This is a genomic window from Hymenobacter humi, from assembly GCF_042665855.1.
GTDB classification, from domain to species: domain Bacteria; phylum Bacteroidota; class Bacteroidia; order Cytophagales; family Hymenobacteraceae; genus Hymenobacter; species Hymenobacter humi.
The window spans coordinates 4,328,663-4,353,474 of sequence record NZ_JBHTEK010000001.1 but is presented as its reverse complement, the minus strand read 5'-3'; the positions used below and the strand labels follow the sequence as shown (position 1 = coordinate 4,353,474).

The window sequence follows — 24,812 nt, the reverse complement described above, 5'->3', positions numbered from 1 at the left end:
TCAGGGGCGGTTGGCCACGTTGGGAATCGTAAGGTCTTTGCCGGTGAAGCTGCCGAGGTCTTTGCCATTGGCCGAGATGGTGGCGGTGGCGGTGCTGTTGGCGTCGCGCTTGGCGATTTTGCCCAGGGCCAGCAGGGCGAAGGCGCGCTCCTGGGTGTTGAGCCAGCCAGCGGTGCGCAGCCGCCGGCTGAACTGCCGGGCCAGTTCCAGCACTTGCGGGTTGTTGGGGTCGGTTTCGAGCAGGGCGTTTAGCACAAGGCCCTGGTCGCGGATAGGGAGTAGAACGAGCCGTCCAGGGCGCGCTTGGCGGCCGTTTCGCCGCCGAACTTGGTGGGAAGCAGGGCGCGGAACTGGCGCTGGTTTCCGAGCAGGGCGTGGGTGCAGGCCAGCAGAAATTTGGAGTCTTCGGCCAGCAGGCTGGCGGTTGGCTTTGTAGTAGTTCAGGGCCACGGCGTCCTGGCGGCCGGCCAGGGCCAGCACGTAAAGCGAGTAGGCGATTTCCTTGCTGGCGATGGTTTTCTCGCGGGCAATGTTGCTCGCGTCGAAGTACTGGTAGGGCTCGGTTTCACGCTTTTTGAGGCGGAACTGCAGGTAGCGCAGGGTTTTGTCGAGCACCGACTTGTTCACGGCGAAGCCTGCGCGCTGGGCTTCCTGCAGGAAGTGGGCGGCGTAGGCGGTGGCCCACCAGTTGTCGTAGTCGCCGCCAGGCCAGTAGCTCAGGCTGCCGTTGTAGAGTTGCATCGCCTCAATCTTGCGGATGGCCTCCTGCACGTGGTAATTGGGATTGTAGCGCTGGGTTTTGACCGCGGCCCCGGTTTTCTGCTGCAAAGTGGCCGCCAAATCGGCGTAGTACAGCTGCGGGAACGCGGCCGACACGGTTTGCTCCAGGCAGCCGTAGGGGTATTGCAGCAGGTAGCGCAAGTCTTTGCTGAACTCCGTGAGCGGCGAGCGACTAATGACCAGCCGGCTGGTGAGCGAGGCAGGCAGAAAGTCGGTTTTCAGGTTGAGCGGAAGCGAGGTGCCGCCGGCTAGCACGCCGCTGCCAGTGCGCTTTTCGAGCGAAGAAGCGGGGCGAACGGGGAGTTCGATGATTTCTTCTGAAATAGATTTGTCATTGTCCCTTGACTTCACGCGAATTTTTACTTGTGCATTCCCAATTCGCTGCAGAGCATGTGCGCGAAATAATGTCCTCTGCTCACTGTTCGGCTTTAAAGTCAATAGCTTAACAATTGGTAAAGTCCACGGGGAATCTGTGCCCGCTTCGCGGGATTGTATAGGGCCGCTTACTTCGATTCCCACGTCTACATTGAGCGGCTTATTCGTCGTATTCGTCAGCGTAACCGGCACGTCAATCGAGTCGCCCGGACTCATAAACCGCGGCAGCGCCGTCGAAATCACCACCGGGTCGGCTACCTTCATCGTGTGCTCGGCGCTGCCGAACGCATCGTCCTTATAGGCCACGGCCATGATGCGCAGCGCGCCCGAAAACTGCGGCACGCGCACCCTGTAGCGTACTTTGCCGGCGGCATCGGCCGTGAGGACGCCGCTCCATTTGGCCACCAGTTTCACGCGGCGGTTGGGCACGGGGTTGGTGCGGCGGCGCAAGTCGGCGGCGTCGCCCCCGCTGCTGCTGGTGCCCAGCTCGGGCAGCAGGAAGGGGTACATGTCGAAGGCCGCCACTTCCAGGGCGCGCTTCTGGTAGAAGTAGCCGTAGGGGTCGGGCGTGCGGTAGTTTTTGATTTGCAGAATGCCTTCGTCCACCACGGCCAGCGTGACCTGGGCGCGCGGCGCGGTGGTGATTTCCACCGTCTGGAACATCTGCGAGCGGCTGGCGGCGGGCGCGGCAATGGCCACCGCGAGGCGGGCCCCCGGCTTTTCCACCGTGAGCGGAACGAAGCCGCGGGCCACGGTGAGCGGCAAGCGGTTGTCGCTGATGGCGCGGATGGCCGTGGCCGTCACGTACACGTTGGGCACGTGCTCGGCCTTGATGGGGATTTTGACTTGAGCCGATTTCTGGTCGGTGGTCACGTAGAAATGGTCGAGCACGCTGCCCCGCTCCACGGTCACGAGCACACGGCCTGAGAAGGGCGTTTTCAGCAGCAGGTTGGCGGTTTCGCCGGGCTCGTACTTGGCTTTGTCGGCTTCGATGGTTACCTCGCCCTCGTTGTTTACCTCGAAGGAATTGGCCTGGGTGTCGCCGTAGCCATAGGCGTAGAAGCGCTGCGCCACGTAGCTCTGGGCGCCGGGCCGGCTGATGCGCACCTCATATTCGCCCGAGTACAGCGGCGTGAAGCTGAACGGCGTGCCGTTGCCCACGGCCTGCGTCCGGCTCAATATCGTTTGCTCGCGCTGCTGCGAATTGTAGACGTAGCGGCCGCCCTGGCGCTCCAGCACAGTTTCCCAGAGCAGGCGCACCAGCTTCACCTGGGCCTGGGCGCTGGTGGACTGGCCCTGCGGCGTGAGGGCCAGCAGGCGCACGGTGGCGGCCTGGCGCGTGCTCACCAGCTCCGGAATTTGCTGGATGCCGAACATCGTGGCCTGGGTGTGCACGTCGAAGGTGGCGAGGCGGTTCACAGGCCGGCCGGTTTCGTCGAACACCGTGGCGAAGGCCACGCCTTCCAGCGTGCCCAGGTCGCGCACTTCGGGCACGTCGTAGGTGGCGGTGGCTCGGCCGGCGGCGTCGGTCACGCCCTCGCGCACGGTTTTCTCGAAGCGCGAAGTGGGCTTGCCGGCGCTTTCTTCGTCGCTTTCCGACGTGGTTTTGCGCCGCTCGCCGCTGTTGATTGCAAAGGAGTAGCCCGGGAAATTCTTGGGCTGAAACGTCTTTTCTTTCAGCGAAAACTCGACCTCAAACTTGCGGTCGGCTGCGGGCGGGCCAAACAGGTTTTGGGCGTTGATGGTGGCCGTTACGGTCTGGCCGGGCTGCAGCACGGTGGGCGCGGCGCTCACGCTCACCTTCAGGCGGTCGGGGATGAATTCTTCCACGCTGATTTGCTTGGAAGTCAGCAGGATGTCGTTGCCGGTCAGCACTTCCAGGGTGTAGAGGCCGGTCATGATGGCGGGTGGCAGAATGAAGCGGCTTTCGAAGGAGCCGGCCTGGCTCAATTTCTGGCGCAGGCTGCTGTATTCCTTGCCCGTGGGCAGCAGCAGGCGGATTTTCACGGGCAGGTTGGCAGGCGGGGTTTTCCAGTCTTCGGTGCGCACCACGGTGTTGGTGCGCACGGTGTCGCCGGGGCGGTACAGGTTGCGGTCGCCGTAGAGGAAGGCCTGGTAGCGGGCGGCGTTGCTGGTCAGGCCGCCCACCTCGAAGCGCGAGGTTTCGACCCGGCTTTTGGCCAGGTCCAGGAAGGTGAAGTCAGCGCCTTTCACGGCCGTTACCATGCCCAGCTTGAAGCGTTTCATGCTGGCGGCCGAGTCGAAGGCAGCCACGCCGGACGCGTTGGTCGTCACCGTGCCGATTACCTGGTTGTTGCTGCTCACCAGGTTCACCGTCACGTCCGCCAGCGGTTGGGCCGTGCGGATGGAATTGGCGAACACCAGCGTGCCGCCGGTAGCGCCCTGCTTCACAATCAGGCCCACATCGGTCACGGCGACCAGCTTGCTCACTTGCAGCCACTGGCGCTCGGTGTCCTGCACGCGCACCACGTACAGCCCCTTCATGGCGCCCTGAAACTCCAGGGCTTTCAGGTCAAGGTTGAGCAGACGCAGGCCACCGGACTTGGGCAGGCCGTTGACCGAAATAGTGCGCTCAGAAATGACGCTGCCGATGTTCTCGGTGTCATAATAGCGAAAGCTGCGGTCGATGTATTCGCCGTCTTCGCCCACGCTGCCACCATCGTCGTCCTCTTCGTCGCTTTCGCCTCGGTTGTAGCCGGGGTAGCCGTAAGCCGGCTCGCCGCGCAGCAGTTGCTGGATGTTGTTGGCGTAAACCTTCGCAATGGTCACCTTCACTTTCTGCACCTCATTGATGCGCAAACCCAGGTTGCGGGTGCCCAGGGCGTCGAGGTACATGGCCTTCTCGCCGCTGGCAAAGCTGATATTGGGCCGCTCGGCGGCAAAGGAAACCGACTGGCTGTAGGCGTTATTGAGCTGTCCGCCCAGCAGCCCGCGCGCGCCAGAGGCCAGCGTCACCTGGTAGGTTTTGCCTACCTGAAAATTGCCTTTCAGCGCAAAGCCGCTTTCCAGCGCCTCGATGGCAAAGGGCGCGTTGGGCGACACTTTCAGCGAGGTCTGAATGTCCGAAATCGCCACCGGCTGGTTGGTGAGCACCGTCACCACGGCCTCGCCGTTCACGAGCGAGCTCGTCAGTTCGCGCACTTCCAGCACCTGCGGCTCGGGCACTTCGAGTTGAGCTAAAAGGGGCTTTTCGGTGGGTTTGCCGCCCACGGCGGGCGTGATGCCGGGCGCCACTTCCACCGTGAGGGACGCGCCGGGTTTCATGTCTTGGGCAAAGCTCAGGCCCAGAATCTTGTCCGGCTCGGCCGTGATGAGCTGCACGGCTACTGGCTTGCCATCCTGGGTCACGCGCAGGCGGGGGCGCAGGTCGGCGGGTCGCACGGGGTAGTTGAACACGAGGTTGGCGCGCAGGCTCGGCGGTGCCCGCGGCCTTGGTCGAGCGGCCGTAGAACACCTGCGGCGTGGCCATGCCTAGGTAGGGCGTGTGGAAGCGCTTGCGGTTGAGGGCCGCTGCTGCTTGCCGCTGGGCAGGGTTTGGGCCTGCAGCGCGGCATCGAACACGGTGCTGGGGCGGAAGGGCTCCAGCGGCGAAAACGTGAGCTCCCGGTCGCCGGTCCACTTAAACTTGCCGCGCACGGCCGGCGAGAACCGCACGTACTGCGTGGTGTCCCAACGGTTGAGCTGGGCATCGGGTACCACGGCCTCATCGAAGGTGAAAACCAGGTTGGAATACGGGTCGATTTCTTCGCCGTCGGACTGCTCGGTGGCGACCTGCTCCTGGGCCGACTTTTTGGAGCACGAAAAAGCCACCAGCAGCAACAGCAGCAGCGGCAAAACACGGAATCGGGCCAGCATGGGTAGGGGAGGGGTAAAACCGGGCGGAAGGTAGCAAATCGCGCTTATATAGAGCCTTTACAGTTTAGCTAGCCACGGGCGGCAACGCTTGGCTTTCAGCCCAATTGTGCTGCTAGCTAACTACGACTTTGCCCCGCGCATTACGCAACAAAAAGCGTCGCGAAGCATTCGCTTGCAATGGTGATTTGCGCTGAAAAAATTGGTATATTTAAAAAGAATCAACGTGGCCACAGTTGCTTGAGCTTTCACTGCTAAGCGCATGCCGGATGTAGAATATTCATGACCGATTTATGAATAAACCCTTACTTATTCTATCTATTTATGGGACTGATAGGATGCTTGCTATTGGCGCTTGGGCTGACAGCGGCTGGCCCTGTTCGGCAAGGCGGGCCGCCACCAGCGCACCAGCCTGACCTAAAGCAACAGGCCCTGACGGACTCGCTAACGTCTCGCATTCAGGCGCTATTGCTCGATACCGTGGCCACGGCCGGCCACCGCCCCTTGCGTTGGCACGACTTGCGCGCCACGCGGGCGTTTTATCGGCAGCGAGATTATGCCCCAGCCTGGCGCGAAGGGCTGTTCCCCAGCGCCAACGGCCGGGCGGCGCTGGCCCTGTTGCTGCAAGCCGAAGACTACGGCCTGCAGCCCGGCAACTACCACGCCCCGGCCCTGCAGGCGCTGGCCGAAACCCTCGGTGAGCCGGCTAGTGCGGACCGCCGCCAGCTGCGCCTGGCCCGGTTCGACGCCCTGCTCACCGATGGCCTGCTGCGGTTTGCGCTGCACTTGCGCCGGGGCCAGCGCGGGAGTGCCAGCCGTCGCCCCTGGAAAAGGCCAGTTCAGTTTTTGAGCCGGCCGCCTGGCTAACTCAGGCTCTGGCCGCGCCCGATTTTGTGCCGGAGCTGCTGCGCTGCCAGCCCCAGCAGCGCGAGTACCAGCAGCTGCAGCAGGCCCTGGCCAGTTGGCGCAAGCGGCCGCTGGGGCGCGATTCGGTGCGTATTCGTCGGGCCCAACAATTGGCCCTCACGCTGGAGCGCTGGCGCTGGCAGGCCATTCCCGATTCCAACTACGTGCTGGTGAACCTGCCGGCCTATGCGTTGGAAGTGGTGCACCGCGACACCGTGCTGCAAACCCACCGCCTGGTTATCGGCAAGCCCGAGAGCCCCACGCCCACGCTCAGCAGCCGGCTCAACGTCTTCACGCTGGCGCCCGAATGGCGGGTGCCCTACAGCATTGCCACCGAGGAGATTTTGCCCCGCCTGCGCGACAACCCGCTACGCGGCCAAGCATAATTATTCCATTTACGACGCCCAGGGCCAACTCGTAGACCCCAAGGCTGTGGACTGGTGGGACGTGCAGAAGAAGCGGTTCTACTACACCATTCGCCAGAACCCGGGCCGCGGCAATGCCCTGGGCTCGGTGATTTTCCGTTTCCGCAACCCCTACGAGGTGTTCCTGCACGCCACCTACGACACCCGGGATTTCAAGCGGCCCTACCGGGCACTGGGCCACGGCTGCATGCGCATGGAGCGCCCCATGGAGCTCGTGTCTTACCTGGTGGGCGCCGACAGCCTCCGCGCCACGCTGCCTTCTGAGGCCGAACTGGCGGCGGCTCCCGTCCCGCGCCGCGTCACGCTGGAGCGTTCGGTGCCGCTGCACGTGCGCTACGCCACCTGCGCCGTGGTGGCGGGGCAGCTGCGCTTTTATGCTGATGTGTACAAGCAGGACGAAGCGCTACGGCGGCAACTGTTTGGCGGGCAGGTAAACTGATGCAGGCAGTAGCCGAGAAAATTGAAGGCGTAGACGAGACGCAATATTTTGCGTCTCGTCGTGCGCACCGTCCAGTTATCATTTAATCGTCATCGTTCAACGACGAGACGCAAAATGTTGCGTCTCTACCTCATTATGTTGAGCCATTCAACTTCGCCAACTCATTTTAATTAAGCTCAACAACCCACCGCCGACCTTCACTACCGTATAGTTTGCGAGTCCATTCAGCTGTGCCCGCTATGCCCGCCGACCAAAGCCGCCTCCACGCCGACGTTGCCTTTCTTACCAACCTGCACCCGGCCCGCAACTGCCACAACCTGCAGTCGCTGAACAAGGCGGCCGACTACATCAAGGGCTGTTTCGAAAAGCTCCAGACCACCGTTTCGGAGCAGGCGTTTGTGGCCGATGGCCGAAGCTACCGGAACATCATCGCCTCCTTCGGCCCGCCCGAGGCGGAGCGCATCATCGTGGGCGCGCACTACGACGTGTGCGGCGACCAGCCCGGCGCTGACGACAACGCCAGCGCCGTAGCCGGCCTGCTCGAAACCGCCCGCCTGCTCCACCTGAGCCGGGCGCCGCTCCGGCATCGCATCGACTTTGTGGCCTATCCCAACGAAGAGCCGCCCTACTTTGGCACCGACCACATGGGCAGCGCCGTGCACGCCCGGGCCCTGCACACAGCTAAGGTGCCAGTGCGCGCCATGCTCTGCTACGAGATGATAGGATACTTCAGCGACCAGCCCAACTCCCAAAGTTTCCCCAACGAGGCCCTGGCCCAGCAGTACTCCAGCACCGGCAATTTTATTGTAGTAGTGGGCAGAACTGGTCAGGAAGCCTTTACCCAGCACGTGCAGCAGCTCATGCAGCCCCACGCCGGCACCCTCGACGTGCAGCGCATCAACCTGCCCGAGGCCATGGGCCTGGCCGGCCTCTCGGACCACCGCAACTACTGGCGCTACGGCTACAATGCCGTGATGATTAACGACACGTCCTTCCTGCGCAACCCCCACTACCACCAGAAAACCGATACCATCGATACGCTGGATTTTCCGCGCATGGCCCAGGTTGTGGACGGCGTATTTGGGGCGCTGCTGGGGTTGTAAGAATGAAGCACTGGAAAGCAAAAGCGTCATGCTGAGCTTGCCGAAGCATCTCTACCGTGGCAGTAAATAAATAATTACTATTGCAGTAGAGATGCTTCGGCAAGCTCAGCATGACGTGCTTTTTATTTAAAACGCCTCCTTCGCCTTGCTCTCCCATCCGCACGAAGTTTTTCTCGAAGTAGCCCAGCGCCTGAGCTTTACTAAAGCCAGCCAGGCGCTGTTCATCAGTCAGTCGGCGGTGAGCAAGCAGGTGAAGGCGCTGGAAGAGCACTACAAAACCGGCTTGTTTGAGCGGCTGGGCAGCAGCATTCAGCTCACCCCTGCGGGCCTCAAGCTCTACCAGAAGCTGCTGCAGGCCAAGCAGCTGCAGCAGGAGCTGCACCAGGAAATGAGCGAGTTGAGCACGGAGTTTGCGCCCAGCATGCACCTGCACATCGGGGCCAGCACCACCATTTCGCTCTACGTGCTGCCGCCCGTGGTGTCGGCATACCTGCGCCGGCACCCCAACCGCCAGCTCAGCCTCAAAAACCGCAATTCCGACAACATCCTGCGCGCCCTGCTCGACCACGAAATTGAGCTGGGCATCATCGAGGGCATCCACAAAGTGAGCAACGTGACCTACACGCCCCTGCTCACCGACGACGTGGTAGCTGTGTGCGCCGCCAATAACCCGCTCGAAACGCGCACCCTCGAAGTGCACGACCTGCTCACCACGCCGCTGGCCCTGCGCGAGGCTGGCTCCGGCACCCTGGCCGTGCTTGAAGAGGCCCTGGCCCGGCACCGCATCAAGCTCGCGGCCCTGCCCGTGCGCGTGCGCCTGGGCGGTACCGAGGCGCTTAAAAACTTCGTGCGGGTCGATACTTGCCTGGCCTTCTTGCCCCGCCAGGCGGTGGTAAAAGAGTTGGCCTCAGGTGAATTCTCAGAAGTGAAAATCAATAATTTCCCGTTGCAGAGGGAGTTTAATTTCATCCAGCGCAAGGGCACCGAAAACAACGCGCCTTACAAGGATTTTCTGCTTTTCACCAAGCGTTACTATTCCGGGAAGGCATAGGCTATTCCAAAAGTCCATCCCTCAGAGGCATACCGCGGGCAGGGTGCGCCCGTACTTTGCCCTATGAAACTGGTAGCCTCTGAATCCCTCTCGCGCATCGACGCGCTGCACTGCTCGGCGTGCGGCACTAAGTACTCCGCCTTCGATTTGCAGCGCGTATCGGCGTGCTGCAGCCAGCCCCTCGAGGCCGACTACGACCTGCACGAGCCCCTGAGCCGCGACGTCATCGACCAGGCCGATACGTCGATGTGGCGCTACGGCGCCCTGTTGCCTTTGCTCCACAACGAAAACAAAGTGACCCTGGGCGAAGGCATGACCCCTATGCTGAACCTGCCGCGCTTGGCCGCGCGCTACGAGCTGTCTTCCCTTCTGCTGAAGGACGAAGGCCAAAATCCCACCGGTTCGTTTAAAGCGCGCGGCCTTAGCATGGCCGTCTCCAAGGCCAAAGAGTTTGGCGTAGAAGGCTGCATTATTCCCACGGCTGGCAATGCCGGCGTGGCCATGGCCGCCTACTGCGCCCGCGCGGGCCTCCGGGCCGTGGTGGTAATGCCCCGGCATACCCCCAAGGCCTTCAAAGAGGAGTGCTATTGGTACGGGGCCGAAGTGGAGTTGGTGGACGGCCTCATCAGCGACTGCGGTGCCCGCGTGCGCCAGCGCAACGCCGACGGTGCCCTGCTCGACATCTCGACCCTGAAAGAGCCCTACCGCCTCGAAGGCAAGAAAACCATGGGCTACGAAATCGCCGAGCAGTTCAACTGGCAGCTGCCCGACGTGCTGCTGTACCCCGCCGGCGGCGGCACTGGCCTCATCGGCATCTGGAAGGCTTTCCAGGAAATGAAGGCCCTGGGCTGGCTGGCGCCCGAGACCCGGCTGCCGCGCATGGTGGCCGTGCAAGCCCAAAACTGCTGCCCGCTGCTCGAAACCTACGCCGGCCGCCAGCCCAACTGCCACAGCTACCAGGGCAGCGCCACGCTGGCCAACGGCCTGGCCGTGCCGCACCCCTGGGCGAAGCCATGATGCTGCGCGTGCTGCGCGAGTCAAATGGCACCGTGGTAAGCGTGAGCGAGGAAGACATGCTGGCCGGCATGCGCGACCTCGGCCAGCAGGAAGGCCTGTTTGTGGCCCCCGAAGGCGCTGCGGTCTGGATGGCCACCCGCCGCCTGCTGGCCACCGGCTGGCTGCAGCGCGACGAGAAGATTCTGCTCCTGAACACCGGCAGCGGCCAGAAGTATATGGACAACGTGGCCGGCCGTGCCATCCGCTAAACCCAGCGGCGAGTAGCGCAATACCTTTGCCAAAGCTGGGCCCATCCCGGGTCCAGCTTGCTGGCTACTAGCGTGCGCATACTCCGATTCTTGACTGCCGACTTCTTCGCGCTATGAATGCTCCCGCTTCTGCGAGCCGGGGCAGCATGGCGCCGCGGGCCCTATTCCCCATTTCCTTGCTGTGCTTATCCGGCAGCTGGGGCGGCCTTGAGCTGAATACCGTCCGGTTCGCGGGTTGGATGCGGGAGCGCGGCTGGCCCGTGCAGCTTATCACATTGCCTGATTCGCCTATTGCAGCCCGGGCCACCGAAGTGGAGCTGGACGTCGTGGTGCTGCGCAATTCCTGGAAAGCTGCGGACATTCCGGCTGCTGGCCGCCTGGCTAAAATCCTGCGCGACTTTGGAACGCGCGCCCTTATCGTCACCCGCAACGGCGACCTGGGCATGGCTGTGCTGTGTAAAACGCTCTGGCATCCTACGCTCCGGCTGGTGTACCAGCAGCACATGCAGCTGGGACTGGCGAAGCGCGGCCTGGTGCACACGCTGCGCTACCGCGCCCTCGACGCCTGGCTCGCGCCCTTACAGCAGCCTGGCCCGCGAGGTCCAGGAAAAACCCGTCTGCCGGCCGACCGCCTGCATGTTGTGCCGTTGGGAATTGAGCTGGAAAAGTTCGCCCACGTCAGCCTGACCCAGGCGCAGGCCCGCACCCAGCTCAATTTGGTGCTGCCACCCGAGGCCGTGCTGCTGGGCCTGATTGGGCGCTTTGACGAAGGAAAAGGCCAGGCATTTGTTGTCGAAGCGTTGGCTAAGCTACGCGGGCACTACCCTCAGCTTCACCTGCTGTTTGTCGGTGAATCGACCCGCAACGAAGGCAATGACTACCGGGAAACGGTGCTGGCCCGCGTGCAGGAGCTAGGGCTTGCGGATGCGGTGCACGTGCGCGGCTTCACCTTGCAGCCCGAAGTTGCCTACCGGGCCCTCGACATTTCCATCACCGCCTCCACCAATGAAACCTACGGCATGGTCACCATCGAGGCCATGGCTACGGGGCTGCCGGTTGTAGCCTCCGCCACCGGCGGCAGCCTCGAAATCGTGGACGATGGTCGCACGGGCCTGCTGTTTCCGCTGGGCGACGAAGCCGCGTTCAGCGGTACCATTGTGCGGCTGCTGGGGGCTCCGGAACTAGCCCAACGGCTAGGCGAGCAGGCTAAGGCCGTAGCTCTGGCCACCTACTCGCACCACCAGCAGTGTGAGCTGACCGAGAAAGTGCTCTACGCGTTGGTTAAGCCATAAATCAGAAGTGAACAAGCAGCACGGCTTTGCTGCAGCTCAAGGCTAGGCGGCTGCTTGTAGCCGGGCCAATACCGCCTGGCCAGCCGTTTCATCTACGCCGTCGATTCGCACTTTCTTGAACGGCGCGGTATGCCCGCTCAGTAGTTCCACGCTGCTTTTGCTCACGCCAAACACCTCGGCCAAATAGGCCAGCAGACACGCGTTGGCTTTGCCGTCTTGGGCCGGTGCGCGGAGCCGCACAGTTACGGAGCCGTCGGCAGCGACTTGCAGCGCCGTGGTTTTGGCTCCCGGCTTGGCGCGCAGGTGAAGAATGAACATGGGGTTACTCCGAGGATGCAGGAGTGGGCGTCAGGCGGGCCTGGCCAAACGGGCACTGGTCCAGCACCACACAGCGGTGGCAGGCGGGTGCGCTAAAGTAGCAGCATTTCTGTCCATGAAACATGAGCGCCTCGTGGTGGTCGTACACTTGCTGGGCGTCCCAGCCGGGCGGGAGCAAGTCTGCCAGCAGCTTGTGGGCCGGTCCTTCGCCCACCTTCGGGCCAATGAGCGCCAGGCGCTGAGCCACGCGGTGGTGGTGGCTATCCACGGGCATGGCCGGGATGCGCAGCGTGCTGAACAGGAGGGTGGCCGCGCTGGTCTTGGGCCCCACGCCGCTGATGCTTTCCAGCCAGGCCCGCGCTTCGGGAATGGGCATCTCAGCTAGGAAATCGAGGGAGCAGGGCGCGTCGGTGCCGCAGCGCTCGCTGATTTCGCGCAGCACCGCCTGAATGCGTGGGGCCTTCTGCTCGGGCCAGGTGCAGGCCCGGATGGCGTGCTGTACGGCTTCGGTGGGCGCATCGCGCACGGCTTCCCATGTCGGGTACGTGGCGCGTAGCTCCTGGTAAGCGCGGTGCGATTCGGCGTTTTTGGTGCGGTGCGAGAGCAGGGCACTTATGAGCTCGCTCAGCGGGTCTTTCGTACTGAAAAACCGAAAGGGCGCGCCGTATTCGGCACACAGCCGCGCGTGCACCAGCAGCGCCTTGGCTTGGCGTGCGGCAAAGTCAATGGCCAGAACTTCGGGAGTAAAGGGCGCAGCAGGTGGTTTCATGCCTGACTTACGCACCCCATCGGGTCAGGGGTTTCTTTACGCTGCGCTTAATGAGGAACAGGCGAACGACAACTCCCCTCCTTTTTTAAGGAGGGGATGCTCAACTGCCAAGTTGAGCTGGGGTGGTTACCCTCGTTAAACGACACCCGAACAAAAATTGCTGCGCTGTTGCTAGTCGTTTTGCCATCGTTCAACGAGAGCAACCACCCCCGTCCGAGCCTGGGGCTCGAACATCCCCTCCTTAAATAAGGAGGGGAGCTTTTTCGTTCGCCTGTTCCTCATTAAGCGCAGCGTTATCGCCCTGCGTTGTAGAGGGCAATGGCCTGGCGCTGGTTACTAGCTTGCTTGCCCTGGAGCACAATGGGCACGATGAGCACCGGAATGGCGGCGTACACCAGCGGCGAAATGCTCCGGCCCGTGTCGGTGGGCCGCAGGGTTTGCATCAGGCCGGCCACGAGCAGGCCGCCGCCCACTACGTAGCTGGCCACGGTGGCCTGCTGGTAGCGCCGCGACTCGAACAAGAGCTGCTGAGCACCGGCGTTGTCGCTGGTGGCCAGCATCAGGTTTTTGGTGCTCAGGCTTTGGATGGGGCCGTTGTCTTTCGAGAAGTATTCGGTTTTGACGGTGCGGTAGCCCCCGTACGGGTAGCCTCCGAAGCCGCCCATGCCATAGCCGCCGTAGCTGCCATAACCGGGGTAGCCAAACCCGCCGGGCCCGGAGCTGTACTGCGAGTGGTAATGGAGTACAGGCTGATGCGCCCGGTTTTGTCGCGCCGCAGCGTGGTCTCGCGCTGCGAGTTGGGCAGCGTAGTCCGCACGTAGTGGCCGGACTCGTCTTCGTAAAAGCCTACTTCGTTGATGTCGAACCGGCGCTGGCCGTCCAGCAGCAGGTAGGAGCGGCCAAAGAGCGGCGTTTTCATCTCCACGTCGAAGGCGTTGTACACCATGCCGTTTTTCAGGCCCACCTGGAAGCGGGTGGGGCGGGCGTTGTTGCCCGGCAGGCTGGCCCGCCGGGGTGGGCGCGTACACCGGCTGTCCCGAGGGCATGGGGGCGGGGAGGGGCGCCGTTATGGTAGCGCGGCGGGTGGTGTCGGGCGGGGCCACGGGCACGGTTTCCAGCTGGCGCGGGGCCGGGGTGGCGCGGCGCGGGGCGGGCGCCGGCATCGCCGGGGGCGCCCCGAGCCTGGCGTGGGCCTTCGTCCTGGGCCTGGGCCGCGTGCCCTCCGAGCAATACCAGGGCCAGCGCCGGAAACAGAACGGAAATTCTCATAAGAAGGAGCGTAGGGGAAGCAGTGGAGCCGAACAAGGTACCAACGTCCGGCAAATATCACCGGCCCGCCTCAAAAAGCGTGCTAGCAAGCAGTCATTGAGCTGCCCCACAAACGAAAGGCAAGCGGTGGAAATTCCGTCGCCTCCTCACTCGGTTTTGCTGCGCTTACGCGTGTAATGAGAATACTATATGGCTCCGCCAGCTCTTCGAAAGCATCCCTTAGCCTGATATTCAGCTCAACTTCACCCGCCACTCAACTCTATAGAACCCGTCAGCATGCAGCCGGGCTACCGCAGCGGGTACCGGCGCTAGTTGAGCAGCTTCTCCAGCAAACTCAGGCTGTCGGCCAGGTCGGTGCTGGTTTCGAAGTCCAACGGCTTGAGAATGTAGCCGCTCACGCCCAGCTCTTCGGCGTTGAGCCGGTCCACGTCCATGCTCGAGGTGGTGGTGATAAACACCGGGATGTCCCGGAATTCGGGGTTGGCGCGCAGCTCCGTCAGAAACTCAATGCCGTTCATGCGGGGCATGTTCAGGTCCAGCAGAATGACTTCGGGCAGCGGCCGCAGGGCTCGGCGCCGTTGCGGCCCAGCAGCAGGTCCAGGGCTTCTTCGCCGTTGAAGGCCGTGTGCAGGCTGGTGTGGTACGTTGAACTTGGCGAAGGACTTCTCCGCCGTCATCGTATCAAAAATATCGTCTTCTACTAGTAAAACCGAACGCATGAAAAACCGAAATAGGAGAGGCCCGCACGGAGCCCACTATAAGAACTGCAGCTTCTAACAAGCCCAAACCCCTTGGATGGGTTCCCGGCGGAGCGGTTTACTTGGGCCAGGTAAAAATAAATCCAGCGCCCTGCCCGGGCTTCGACTCGACGCGAATGGTGCCGTGATGCTCGTTAATGATTTTTTGCACAATGCTTAAGCCAATGCCCGTGCTTTCAGCCGTATGCCGGTCGCGCAGGGTCTGGAATAGCAAAAAATCTTTTGGTGGTACTCCGGCGCGATGCCGGGCCCGTCGTCCTGCACCCGGAATTCGTAGAAGCGGTGGTTTTCGCGGCACGTCACTTCCAGGTGGCCGGCCCCGCGCTGGTGGTACTTCACCGCGTTGCTGAGCAGGTTGGTAAACACTTGCTGCAGCCCCAGGCGGTCGGTATCGAAGGTGGGCAAACCGGGCTCCAAGCGCAGCGTGAAGTCGGGCGGCACCACTAGCTCGGCCACCTCGCCCAGCAGCTGGCTCACGTCGACGGTAGTGGCCGGCTGGGCGGTGCGGCCCACGCGCGCGTAGGCCAGCAGGCCGTTTATCAGGTCTTCGAGGCGGCTCAGGCGGCCTTTCATCTGCTCCAAATACGTGCGCAGGCTGGGGCGAGAGCTCGGCCGCCAGCTCTTCTTCTATCCACTTCACGATGGTGGTCACGCCCCGCAGCGGGGCCTTCAAATCGTGCGAGGCCACGTAGGCAAATTGGTCGAGCTCCTGGTTACGCTTTTCGAGGGCGCTGAAGCTGGCGTCCAGCGTCTGGGTCATGCGGTTGAGCGACGTGGCCAGCCCACCCAGGTTGTCCTCGGCCGTGTCGGTAATCTTCACGGTGTAGTCGCCCTGTACTACCTGCTCAGCCAGCGCCCTAATCTGGGCGATGCGCCGGCTGACTTCCGCGTTGATGTCGGCCAGCTCGCCCTGCAGGCGGCGGTTGTCGGCCAGCTCCTTCACAATTTTTATCACCAGCCACACCACAATCAGCACGGCCAGCACCGCCGAAACCAATACCACAATGGGCGTGGCTTTCTCGAATACGTCCTGCAAGGCGCTGCGCTGGGCCAGCAAGGCCATTTCCTGCTGCTGAATGCGGTCGTAGAGCAGCCGCACCTGGCGCAGGGTCTGGCGGTCGGTGTCGAGCAGGGTTTGCATGTTCGACTTGCTCATGGACTTTTGTACCTCCGTCAGGGGGCGCAGAATGCGGAATTCCTGCTCCACCAGCCCGCGCAGCGAATCGAGCCGGGCCTGCTGGGTTGAGTTGTCGGCGGTTAAGGAGTCCAGGCGTTCCAGGCTGGCGGGCAAGAGCCCGGTAGCCAATGTGTAAGGGCGCAGGTACGCCGTATCGCCAGTGAGGAGGTAGCCGCGCGTGCCGGCCTGGGCATCCTTAAGCACGGCCGTCACGTTGGCGACTTGCTGCATCACCTGGTAGGTGTGCTCCACGCGCTTGGTTTGCACGCTCAGCCCCCGGATGCTCCAGAACGAAGCCGCCGCCGTGAGCAGCAGGATGCCCACCGCTAGGGCCAGGCCCACCATTATTCTACTATCAATTCTCGATTTCATTGGTTGCGAAGGTAATGGACCGCCCTACGCTGGCGCCCGGACCAAGGTTGAGCCACGCCGCGGCGCCCGTATCTTCGCGGCCATGCCCTTTGCCCCATCCGACCGCCTCAGTAGCCCCCAAAACCCCCGCATCAAGCGCCTGCTGCGCCTGCAGCAAAGTCCGCCGAGCGCCGTGCCCTGGGCCTCACCTTGGTGGAAGGCCTGCGCGAGCTCACCATTGCCGTCGAAGCCGGCGTGGCCGTGGCCACCGTGTACTCCTGCCCCGAGCCTGGCCGGCGAGGCCGGCCTTTCGTCGCTGCAAAGCCTGTTTGCAGGCCGCGCCCCGGCCCCCGAGTGGTTCGAAGTAACCCGGCCCGTCTTCGAAAAAGTGGCCTACCGCGAAGGCTCCGACGGCATCCTGGCCGTGCTGCGCACCCCGCCCGCACCCTGGCCGACCTGCGCCTGCCTGAGAATCCGCTCGTCATCGTGCTAGAAGCCGTGGAGAAACCCGGCAACCTCGGCGCCGTGCTCCGCACCGCCGACGCCGCGCCCGTCGACGCCGTGCTCATCGGCGACCCGCGCACCGACTTGTTCAACCCCAACGTCATCCGGGCCAGCATCGGCTGCGTGTTTACAGTGCCCACGGTGGCCGCGCCGGTGGCCGATATCCTGGCTTTTCTGCGCGAAAAAGGCATTCGCACCTACGCCGCCGCCCTCGCGCCCGAAGCCCGCACCTACACCGAGTGTGACTTCCGTGGCCCCACCGCCCTGGTCATGGGTACCGAAGCCGACGGCCTGACGCCCCAGATGCGGGAAGCCTGCGACGAAACCATCATCGTGCCCATGCGCGGCCGCATCGATTCGCTCAACGTGAGCGTGGCCACCGCCGTGCTCACCTTCGAAGCGGTTCGGCAGCGCGGCCAGGCTTAATAAACCACCAGGCTCGAAGCCCAGCTCCTTGGCCAGGCTGCGCACCTGCTCCACGTGGGCTTCGGCCACTATTCCCAATGGGTAAGAGTCGCTGTCGAGGGTGAACAGCACCAGGGCCAGCCCAACTTTCTCCAGGGCGTCCTGCACGGTGTCGAGCCTGCTCGGGGCCCGGCTCGCGGCGGCCGGTCAGGGCAGTGGGCTGGAGGGCATGGGTCCGTTTTTGCCGGGTCAGTATCGCGTTCAGGCCTTCGGCAATGTTGGGCGCAATGTCGTCCCAGTCGCTTTCCCACGCCAGGTCTTCCATGAGCAGCGCATCGATGAGGGCAATGTCGCGCAGCTCCTGCGGGGGCAGAGCCAACACGATGCCCCGCTCGGCGAGCTCTTCCTCGTACTGTTCCACGTAAGATTCCGGGCTGCGAAGCACCAGGTTGAGCCGCTCGCTCACGCGCTGGGTGGCAGCCTGGTCTTCGAGGGTGAAAAACTGAACGAATTGGCTTAGGGCGGCGGGGTTCATAAACGTAGGGGTGACCGGTAAATGCATACCGTGAATGGTACTCAAACGAAAAGGGCGCGACCAAAGCCGCGCCCTTTTCAAATTCAATCAGCAAAGCTAATTAGTCGGCCTGCTTGGCGTAGCGCAGACGCTCGTTTTCGTCGAGCAGAATCTTGCGCATCCGAATCGACTTCGGCGTTACCTCCAGGTACTCATCCTTCTGGATGTATTCCATGGCTTCTTCCAGCGAGAACTGGCGTTTAGGCACAATTTTGGCGTTGTCGTCGGTGCCCGAAGCACGCATGTTCGTGAGCTTCTTGCCTTTCTGGATGTTCACCGTGAGGTCATTGGGGCGGGTGTGCTCGCCGATAACCTGGCCGCCGTACACTTCCTCACCTGGGTCCACGAAGAACGAGCCGCGGTCCTGCAGCTTGTCGATGGTATAAGCGGTGCCCGCACCGGTTTCCAGCGAAATCAGCGAACCAGCAATACGGCCGGGGATGTGGCCCTTGTGCTCCTCGTAATCCACAAAGCGGTGGTTCATGATGGCTTCGCCGCCGGTGGCGGTCAGCACGTTGTTACGCAGGCCGATGAGGCCGCGCGACGGAATGGTGAATTCCAGGTGCTGCAGGTCGCCCTTAGGCTCCATGATGGTCATTTCGCCTTTGCGCATGCTCACCAGGCTCAATCACCTTGCCGGCCGAATCCTCAGGCACGTCCACCACCAGCAATTCGATGGGCTCGGTGCGTTTGCCGTTTTCGTCTTCTTTGAACAACACCTGGGGCTGGCCCACCTGCAGGCTCGTAGCCTTCGCGGCGCATGGTCTCGATGAGCACTGACAAGTGAAGAATGCCGCGGCCGAAGACGAGGAAAGTATCCTCTTTGTCGGTGGCTTCTACGCGCAGGGCGAGGTTCTTCTCAGTCTCCTTGAACAGACGGTCACGCAAGTGGCGCGACGTCACAAACTTGCCTTCCTTACCGAAGAACGGCGAGTTGTTGATGGTGAACAGCATGTTCATCGTCGGCTCGTCGATGCTGATACGCTCGAGCCTGCTCCGGGTTGTCGGCATCGGCCAGGGTGTCGCCAATGTCGAAGCCTTCGATGCCCGATACGGCGCAGATTTCGCCGCTGCTTACTTCCGCCACTTTCACGCGGCCGAGGCCTTCAAATACGTGCAGCTCGCGGATTTTTACTTTCTTGATGCTGCCATCAGCTTTCATCAAGCTCATGTTGGCACCTTCTTTCAGCGTACCGCGGTGCACGCGGCCGATGGCGATACGGCCCACGAACGACGAGTAGTCGAGCGAGGTAATCTGCATCTGGGGCGTGCCGTCCAAGGTCGGCGCGGGCGGAATCGACGAGATAACCGCGTCGAGCAGGGGAATCAGGTTGTCGGTTTTAACTTTCCAGTCGGTGCTCATCCAGCCCTGCTTCGAGGAACCGTACAAGGTCACGAAATCGAGCTGGTCTTCCGAGGCACCAAGGTTGAACATGAGGTCGAAAACCTGCTCATGCACCTCGTCGGGACGGCAGTTTTCCTTGTCCACTTTGTTCACTACTACGATGGGCTTCAGGCCCAGAGCAATGGCTTTGCCGAGTACGAAGCGCGTCTGCGGCATGGCGCCTTCGAAGGCATCCACGAGCAGCAGCACGCCGTCGGCAAGCTTCAGCACGCGCTCTACCTCGCCGCCGAAGTCGGCGTGACCAGGGGTGTCGATGATGTTGATTTTGGTGCCGTTGTAGCGTACCGATACGTTTTTGGAAACGATGGTAATGCCGCGCTCGCGCTCAAGGGGGTTGTCGTCGAGAATCAGGTCGTCGAAGTGCTGGTGCGCATCGAAAATCTTGGATGCGTGGATAATCTTATCCACCAGGGTAGTCTTGCCGTGGTCAACGTGAGCGATGATGGCAATGTTACGAATATTGTTGGCCATATGGGTTGGTTTTGCGGGTGCAAAGGTACGGATAAAAAGGCGCAAAGCCTTGGGGTACTCAACTCTTACTCAGCACCCAGCCGAAGCAGGGGCCGCGCCGGCCGTCGCGCAGCCAAGCTTGTCGCCCTAAATCAATTAGCCGGGGCGTAAGGTTCCCATCGTGTTTTACGCAGCCTCAAAGTCCGAACCGTAGCCCCACGTCGTATGTTGGGCACTTGTCATTCATTCACCCCCACCCATGCGTTTCTCCCTCTTGTTTATAGCGGTTTCGGCCCTCACCCTCAACTCGGCCTGCTCGCAGAAGCGCGAGGTGGCCGTGAATACCGCCCCGCCCGCCCGCGCCGCCGCGGGCAAGACCTACTTCCAGCCCAAGGTGGTAACCGGCAAGCCCGATGAATTTCCGGTGCGGAAAAGCGAGGCCGAATGGAAGAAAGCCCTGACTCCCGACCAGTATTATATCCTGCGGGAAAAAGGCACGGAGCGTCCCTTTACCGGCAAATACCACGACAATCACGAGGCCGGCAGCTATTACTGCGCCGCCGATGGCAACCTGCTGTTTTATTCCGACACCAAGTTTGAATCGGGCACTGGCTGGCCCAGCTTTTTTGCGCCGGCCACGCCCACTAGCCTGAAAGTGGCGTCGGACAATACCTTCGGCATGAGCCGCGATGAGATAGTGTGCGCCAAGTGCGGCGGCCACCTCGGCCACGTGTTCAACGACGGCCCCAAGCCCACTGGCCAGCGCTACTGCATGGACGGCAACGCCCTCGTGTTTAAGAAAAAGTAAAACCGCTGGTGCTTTCTAGCTCAAGCCCCTTGGCATCAATTGTCAAGGGGCTTTTACTTGGCACTTACCATGGCGCCCTTAACTTTTCACGCAGTGCCTCGAGGCACGCAAGGTGCTCTGGGATGGCTCCACTTAGCTCAACTGCTGTCGGCAGGGGCCCTATTGCCCGAACCATGGTGCGCAATGCCGCGTTTCAAGTTTGTAGTCGCTTCCGGCTGCCTTGTTTAGACCATGGCCATGATGAACTTTCGCCTTTTGATGGGCCCTTCCTTGCTGGCCCTGGGTGCCGTGCTGCTGGCGGACTGCACCGCCACCGAGCAAGCCGGCGAAACGGCCACGCCAACGGCCGTGCCCAATGAGGTGCGCACCGATGCCGACCGCCGCGCCATTTACAACAGCAACGGAACCGGCACCAACTCGGCCGTGCCGGATGCTACCCCCAACCGCGTGCGCCTCGGCGAGCAGGCCGCCGACATCAATCGCCAGAAGCGCATTGAAAACGTCAATACCAACGACCCCAACAACACCCCGAACGAAACCCGCATAAAGCGTCTGAACTACGACCCACCGGTAGAAACCCCGCCCCGCCAGCCCTGATTCGCCGCTAATAAATGGCCGTCTACACAACGCAAAAGCCCGCTTCCATAAACTGGAAGCGGGCTTTTGCGTTGTGATAACTGCTCGGCAGGAAGAAATGCTACGCGCTTATTTCGCCGGTACTGGGGCTATCGGCAGAATTCATGACGTCGTTAGCTTCTGCCTCCGGTGCCGCGGCTTGCACGCGCGGCTTGGGGCCGCGGCGGGCGCCCGTGGCGGGAGTGCCCGGCTTGGGGCCCCGACGGGCTCCGGTAGCCGTAGCGGCTGCCGGCTTGCGGCCCCGGCCTGCGCCGCTAGTGGCAGCGGCCGTGGTGCCGGGCTTGCGGCCGCGGGTAGTAGGGGCCGTGGCTTCGGCCGCCGTATCGTCCGCGGCCTCGCCGCCGGCCCGGGTCTTGCGGGGCGAGCCGTCTTTGTTCAACGTCTGGCCTTTTTTGCCGCCGCGGGTCGACGTGCCGCCGGTGATGCTTCCCGCGCTTTCGATGCTCGCAGCAGCGCCTTCGATGCCGCCTGCGCCTGCCGATACGGTGTCGTAATGCCGCACGATGGTTTGCAGGGCCTGCTCAAACATGCGCTCCGTGTCGCCATCGAGGCGGCGCGTGGCTTCTTTTACTACTTCCTTCAGCTTGGCCTTCGTTTCTTTGCGGATGCGCGTCACCACTTCGTTCATGCGGTTGTTCAGCTCCTTTTGCAGTTGCTTGGCGGCCGTTTTGAGCGTCTTCTTTTGGCTGGCCTTGTTATCGGCGCGGTCATCGTTGAGAACGGAGGCGGCGCGACCAGCTTTTTTCGCTGATTTGCGGGCCGTTTTTTCTTCCGGCGTGCGTTTGGCGCGTTTTTCCGTCTTTTTCGGAGAAGCAGGTTTTTTCATGTGAAGGAATTGTTGATGAAGGGTGAAAAAGGAAGCGTAAAGCCGCCTTTGTCTGGCAACATTAATTGCGTTGCGCTCAAATATAAAATGAATTAAGTATCAAACGGTTTGCTTGGTTTTTTTGTTGATTTAATTCTGCTCTTTTTCTGTCGTTTATTTGCGCATAGCTGTAATGCTGACTGAATCTTGTTACAAGAACAAGCAGTTAATTACGGCTTTACTTTTTTGGTTATTATGTCGGTTCTTCCTAAACGTTACACGGTTACAGCGGCTTTGCCTTATGCCAATGGCCCCGTGCATATTGGTCATTTAGCGGGAGTGTATTTGCCCGCTGATATTTATGTTCGGTACCTGCGCTCGGCAGGCCGGGACGTAAAATTTATTTGCGGCTCCGATGAGCACGGCGTTCCAATTACCATTCGGGCGCAAAAAGAAGGAGTAACCCCGCAGCAAGTAGTTGATAAATACCACGCCCTGATTCGGGATTCATTCCGCGATTTCAACGTGTCGTTCGATGTGTATTCGCGCACTTCCTCGGCCACGCACGCCGAGGTTTCCAGCAGCTTTTTTACGAAGCTCAACGACGCCGGGCAATTTATTGAGCAAACCACGCAGCAGTATTTCGACGAGCAGGCCCAGCAGTTTCTCGCCGACCGGTACATTGTGGGCACTTGCCCTAATTGCGGCAACGAAAATGCCTACGGCGACCAGTGCGAACGCTGCGGCACCTCGCTCAGCCCAACCGAATTAATTAATCCGCGCAGCATGCTCAGCGGCGCGCAGCCCATCTTGCGCGATACCAAACACTGGTTTTTGCCCCTCGACCAATACGAGCCCTGGCTGCGCGAATGGATAATTGAAGGCCATAAAAACGACTGGAAAACCAACGTGTACGGGCAGTGCAAATCCTGGATTGACCAGGGCCTGCACCCCGCGCCGTTACGCGCGACCTGGATTGGGGTGTGCCCGTACCAGTGCCCGGCGCCGATGGCAAGGTGCTGTACGTGTGGTTTGATGCGCCAATTGGTTACATCTCCGCCACCAAAGAAGCTTTTCCGGAGGAGTGGGAGTTATACTGGAAAGATGCCGGCTCCAAACTCGTGCATTTTATTGGCAAGGACAACATCGTTTTCCACTGCATTATTTTCCCGGTAATGCTCAAGGCACACGGCGAATTTGTGCTGCCGGATAATGTGCCCGCCAATGAGTTTCTGAATCTGGAAGGCGACAAAATCAGCACCTCGCGAAATTGGGCGGTCTGGCTGCACGAATACATGGCCGAATTCCCGGGCCAGGCCGATGTGCTGCGCTACGTGCTGTGCGCCAACGCACCCGAAACCAAGGACAACGACTTCACCTGGAAGGACTTCCAGGCGCGCAATAACAACGAGCCTGGTGGCAACGCTGGGCAATTTTGTGAACCGTGCGGCCGTGCTCACGCACAAGTTTTTCGATGGCAAAGTGCCAGCCCTAAGCGAAGTGCACGACATTGACAGAGTTACGTTAGCTCAAGCCAGCGAATTTCCCGCGAAAATCGGCGAGCTAATTGAAAATTACCGATTCCGCGATGCGCTGGCCGAAGTGCTGAACCTGGCGCGCTTAGGCAATAAATACCTGGCCGAAACCCAACCCTGGCACCTCATTAAAACCGATGTGGCCCGCACCGGGACCGTGCTGCACGTGGCTTTGCAAATAGCCGCGGCCCTAGCCCCGGTATTGGAGCCATTCCTGCCCGAGTCGGCCCAAAAGCTGGCCACCATGCTCAATATGGAATTGGGCAACTGGGCCAGTGCCGGCCGCCCCAACGCGCTTGGTGCTGGCCACGAGCCTGCGCGAGCCGGCCTTGCTCTTCGCCAAAATTGAGGATGCAACCGTCGAAGCGCAGGTGCAAAAGCTGCTGGACACCAAGAAAGAAAATCAGCTGGCGAGCACGCCCGTCACGCCGGCCAAAGACGACGTGTCGTTCGACGAGTTCGGCAAAATGGACTTGCGCATTGGCACCATCGTCGCTGCCGAGAAAGTAGCCAAAACCAAAAAGCTGCTCAAACTCACCATCGACCTGGGCCTGGAGCAGCGCACCATCGTGAGCGGCATCGCCGAGCATTTTATTCCCGAAGCGCTGCTGGGCCAGCAGGTGCAGGTCTTGCTCAACCTGGCGCCCCGCGAGATTAAAGGCATCCAAAGCCAGGGCATGCTGCTGATGGCTGAAAACGCCGATGGCACTCTGGCGCTCATGCAGCCCAGCCGACCCGTGCGTAATGGCAGCGGCGTGGTGTAATAATTAAGCGCTGAACACAGAAAAGCCCGTCTGCACTATGCAGACGGGCTTTTCTGTGCAAGGTGTGCACTTATTATTTATTTCACATTTACCACGTTCATGGCACGGTCGAGGCCCATCGCCCCGAAGGCTAAAACAGCATCGGCTGCTTTCTCAATGCGCGTCGGCAACTCAATTAATTCATCTGCCGAAAACGGATTCAACACGTAATCCACCTGCCGGCCTTTGGGGAAATTGGCATCGACTCCAAACCGCAGTCGGGCGTAAACATCTGTCCCGAGCGTGGCCTGAATGTCCTTAAGCCCGTTGTGGCCGCCGGCCGAGCCCTGGCCTTTCAGGCGGAGTTTGCCAAACGGCAGGGCAAGGTCATCGGTCACCACCAGCATGTTTTCTGCCGGAACTTTGAGCGTGGCCAGCCAGTGGGCTGCCGCTTTGCCGCTCAGGTTCATGTAGGTGGTGGGCTTCACGAGCGTGTAGGCGTGGCCTTTGTGCTTGAACTCGGTCACGAAAGCGTGGCGACCTATTTCGAAGCGGGGCGCGTCGAATTTGGCGGCGAGGTAGTCGCCTACCATGAAGCCAATGTTGTGGCGCGTGTCGGCGTATTCGGGGCCGATGTTGCCCAGGCAAAGAACCAGAATCTTAACCACTGATTTTTCGGATTTATACGGATTTTGTAGCCGATTCTTTTGTAGAGGCCACGAATAGGTAGTGTAGGGGCTACGAGCAGGTAGCGCAGTCAAAATTACAGCGCGCAAAAAAGCCGCTCCTTGCAGAG

23 protein-coding genes and 5 pseudogenes are annotated in these 24,812 nt (G+C 61.4%); 13 read left to right on the top strand and 15 right to left on the bottom strand.

All coding sequences use genetic code 11. From position 1 onward, the window contains the following. Together ACFQT0_RS24635 and ACFQT0_RS24630 are read right to left on the bottom strand one after the other, a co-directional pair. Positions 1-4,572: an alpha-2-macroglobulin family protein gene (locus ACFQT0_RS24635; protein ID WP_380205658.1), complete on the bottom strand. Its 4,572-nt coding sequence runs from the start codon at positions 4,570-4,572 to the stop codon at positions 1-3. 75 nt (positions 4,573-4,647) lie between these two features. Next, positions 4,648-5,031 (bottom strand): hypothetical protein, encoded by a 384-nt coding sequence (locus ACFQT0_RS24630; RefSeq protein WP_380205657.1) that lies wholly within the window; start codon positions 5,029-5,031, stop codon positions 4,648-4,650. A gap of 477 nt (positions 5,032-5,508) precedes the next feature. On the opposite strand from ACFQT0_RS24630, the gene ACFQT0_RS24625 reads away from it, so the two are divergent. From ACFQT0_RS24625 to ACFQT0_RS24590, 8 genes are all read left to right on the top strand, one after another. Then, positions 5,509-5,895: a hypothetical protein gene (locus ACFQT0_RS24625; RefSeq protein ID WP_380205656.1), complete on the top strand. Its 387-nt coding sequence runs from the start codon at positions 5,509-5,511 to the stop codon at positions 5,893-5,895. Positions 5,896-5,921: 26 nt separating this feature from the next. After that, complete coding sequence (locus ACFQT0_RS24620) at positions 5,922-6,320, top strand: L,D-transpeptidase family protein (protein ID WP_380205655.1); 399 nt, start codon at positions 5,922-5,924, stop codon at positions 6,318-6,320. Positions 6,321-6,366: 46 nt separating this feature from the next. Next, positions 6,367-6,798, top strand: a complete 432-nt coding sequence (locus ACFQT0_RS24615; RefSeq protein ID WP_380205654.1) for a L,D-transpeptidase family protein — start codon at positions 6,367-6,369, stop codon at positions 6,796-6,798. A gap of 239 nt (positions 6,799-7,037) precedes the next feature. Next, positions 7,038-7,901, top strand: a complete 864-nt coding sequence (locus ACFQT0_RS24610; protein ID WP_380205653.1) for a M28 family peptidase — start codon at positions 7,038-7,040, stop codon at positions 7,899-7,901. Between the two features lie 145 nt (positions 7,902-8,046). Then, entirely contained in the window at positions 8,047-8,952 is a 906-nt protein-coding gene (locus ACFQT0_RS24605; RefSeq protein ID WP_380205651.1) for a LysR family transcriptional regulator, read from the top strand. Positions 8,953-9,015: 63 nt separating this feature from the next. Further along, on the top strand, positions 9,016-9,969 hold the full coding sequence (locus tag ACFQT0_RS24600) for a threonine synthase (protein WP_380205650.1): 954 nt from the start codon (positions 9,016-9,018) through the stop codon (positions 9,967-9,969). Then, positions 9,966-10,217, top strand: a complete 252-nt coding sequence (locus ACFQT0_RS24595) for a pyridoxal-phosphate dependent enzyme (RefSeq protein WP_380205649.1) — start codon at positions 9,966-9,968, stop codon at positions 10,215-10,217. Before ACFQT0_RS24600 ends, ACFQT0_RS24595 begins: the two co-directional genes overlap by 4 nt. Positions 10,218-10,393: 176 nt before the next feature. Beyond that, positions 10,394-11,509, top strand: a complete 1,116-nt coding sequence (locus ACFQT0_RS24590) for a glycosyltransferase family 4 protein (RefSeq protein ID WP_380205648.1) — start codon at positions 10,394-10,396, stop codon at positions 11,507-11,509. A gap of 42 nt (positions 11,510-11,551) precedes the next feature. Here ACFQT0_RS24590 and ACFQT0_RS24585 read toward each other — a convergent pair whose 3' ends face one another. The 9 genes and pseudogenes from ACFQT0_RS24585 to ACFQT0_RS24545 all read right to left on the bottom strand — a co-directional run. Then, positions 11,552-11,827 (bottom strand): DUF167 domain-containing protein, encoded by a 276-nt coding sequence (locus ACFQT0_RS24585; RefSeq protein ID WP_380205647.1) that lies wholly within the window; start codon positions 11,825-11,827, stop codon positions 11,552-11,554. A gap of 4 nt (positions 11,828-11,831) precedes the next feature. Beyond that, positions 11,832-12,596, bottom strand: coding sequence for an endonuclease III domain-containing protein (locus ACFQT0_RS24580; protein WP_380205646.1), 765 nt, complete (start codon positions 12,594-12,596; stop codon positions 11,832-11,834). 293 nt (positions 12,597-12,889) lie between these two features. Continuing rightward, a complete protein-coding gene (locus ACFQT0_RS24575) occupies positions 12,890-13,156 on the bottom strand; it encodes a hypothetical protein (RefSeq protein WP_380205645.1) in 267 nt (88 codons plus the stop codon). A 14-nt stretch (positions 13,157-13,170) separates the two neighbouring features. Continuing rightward, the gene (locus ACFQT0_RS24570) at positions 13,171-13,560 is read right to left on the bottom strand and encodes a hypothetical protein (RefSeq protein ID WP_380205644.1); all 390 of its coding nucleotides are present in this window, start codon (positions 13,558-13,560) and stop codon (positions 13,171-13,173) included. Further along, the gene (locus ACFQT0_RS24565) at positions 13,551-13,865 is read right to left on the bottom strand and encodes a hypothetical protein (RefSeq protein ID WP_380205643.1); all 315 of its coding nucleotides are present in this window, start codon (positions 13,863-13,865) and stop codon (positions 13,551-13,553) included. Before ACFQT0_RS24565 ends, ACFQT0_RS24570 begins: the two co-directional genes overlap by 10 nt. A 308-nt stretch (positions 13,866-14,173) precedes the next feature. Next, positions 14,174-14,584 carry a response regulator gene (locus tag ACFQT0_RS24560; protein WP_380205642.1) on the bottom strand — a complete coding sequence of 137 codons (411 nt, stop codon included), beginning with the start codon at positions 14,582-14,584 and terminating at the stop codon, positions 14,174-14,176. A 97-nt stretch (positions 14,585-14,681) separates the two neighbouring features. After that, positions 14,682-14,846, bottom strand: a pseudogene (locus ACFQT0_RS24555) (ATP-binding protein); the annotation flags it as partial. Next, positions 14,780-15,196: a sensor histidine kinase gene (locus ACFQT0_RS24550; protein WP_380206128.1), complete on the bottom strand. Its 417-nt coding sequence runs from the start codon at positions 15,194-15,196 to the stop codon at positions 14,780-14,782. The gene ACFQT0_RS24550 and the pseudogene ACFQT0_RS24555, both read right to left, overlap by 67 nt. A 181-nt stretch (positions 15,197-15,377) precedes the next feature. Further along, positions 15,378-16,145 (bottom strand): annotated as a pseudogene (locus ACFQT0_RS24545) (CHASE3 domain-containing protein); the annotation flags it as partial. A gap of 109 nt (positions 16,146-16,254) precedes the next feature. Between ACFQT0_RS24545 and ACFQT0_RS24540 the strand changes: the two are divergent. Both ACFQT0_RS24540 and ACFQT0_RS24535 read left to right on the top strand, forming a co-directional pair. Continuing rightward, complete coding sequence (locus ACFQT0_RS24540; RefSeq protein WP_380205641.1) at positions 16,255-16,644, top strand: hypothetical protein; 390 nt, start codon at positions 16,255-16,257, stop codon at positions 16,642-16,644. Then, on the top strand, positions 16,638-17,081 hold the full coding sequence (locus ACFQT0_RS24535) for a TrmH family RNA methyltransferase (protein WP_380205640.1): 444 nt from the start codon (positions 16,638-16,640) through the stop codon (positions 17,079-17,081). Before ACFQT0_RS24540 ends, ACFQT0_RS24535 begins: the two co-directional genes overlap by 7 nt. Before the next feature lie 211 nt (positions 17,082-17,292). Here ACFQT0_RS24535 and ACFQT0_RS31760 read toward each other — a convergent pair. Both ACFQT0_RS31760 and typA read right to left on the bottom strand, forming a co-directional pair. After that, positions 17,293-17,595: pseudogene (locus tag ACFQT0_RS31760) on the bottom strand (DUF6630 family protein); the annotation flags it as partial. Between the two features lie 100 nt (positions 17,596-17,695). After that, positions 17,696-19,510 (bottom strand): annotated as a pseudogene (gene typA, locus ACFQT0_RS24525) (translational GTPase TypA). Between the two features lie 238 nt (positions 19,511-19,748). On the opposite strand from typA, the gene msrB reads away from it, so the two are divergent. Both msrB and ACFQT0_RS24515 read left to right on the top strand, forming a co-directional pair. Beyond that, complete coding sequence (msrB, locus tag ACFQT0_RS24520; RefSeq protein WP_380205638.1) at positions 19,749-20,297, top strand: peptide-methionine (R)-S-oxide reductase MsrB; 549 nt, start codon at positions 19,749-19,751, stop codon at positions 20,295-20,297. 258 nt (positions 20,298-20,555) lie between these two features. After that, positions 20,556-20,894 (top strand): hypothetical protein, encoded by a 339-nt coding sequence (locus tag ACFQT0_RS24515; RefSeq protein WP_380205637.1) that lies wholly within the window; start codon positions 20,556-20,558, stop codon positions 20,892-20,894. Positions 20,895-20,994: 100 nt separating this feature from the next. Here ACFQT0_RS24515 and ACFQT0_RS24510 read toward each other — a convergent pair whose 3' ends face one another. Beyond that, positions 20,995-21,759: a hypothetical protein gene (locus ACFQT0_RS24510; protein ID WP_380205636.1), complete on the bottom strand. Its 765-nt coding sequence runs from the start codon at positions 21,757-21,759 to the stop codon at positions 20,995-20,997. A 234-nt stretch (positions 21,760-21,993) separates the two neighbouring features. Here ACFQT0_RS24510 and metG point away from each other — a divergent pair. Further along, positions 21,994-24,037: pseudogene (gene metG / locus ACFQT0_RS24505) on the top strand (methionine--tRNA ligase). Positions 24,038-24,114: 77 nt separating this feature from the next. Here metG and pth read toward each other — a convergent pair. Continuing rightward, on the bottom strand, positions 24,115-24,684 hold the full coding sequence (gene pth / locus ACFQT0_RS24500) for an aminoacyl-tRNA hydrolase (RefSeq protein WP_380205635.1): 570 nt from the start codon (positions 24,682-24,684) through the stop codon (positions 24,115-24,117). Between the last annotated feature and the right edge of the window lie 128 nt (positions 24,685-24,812).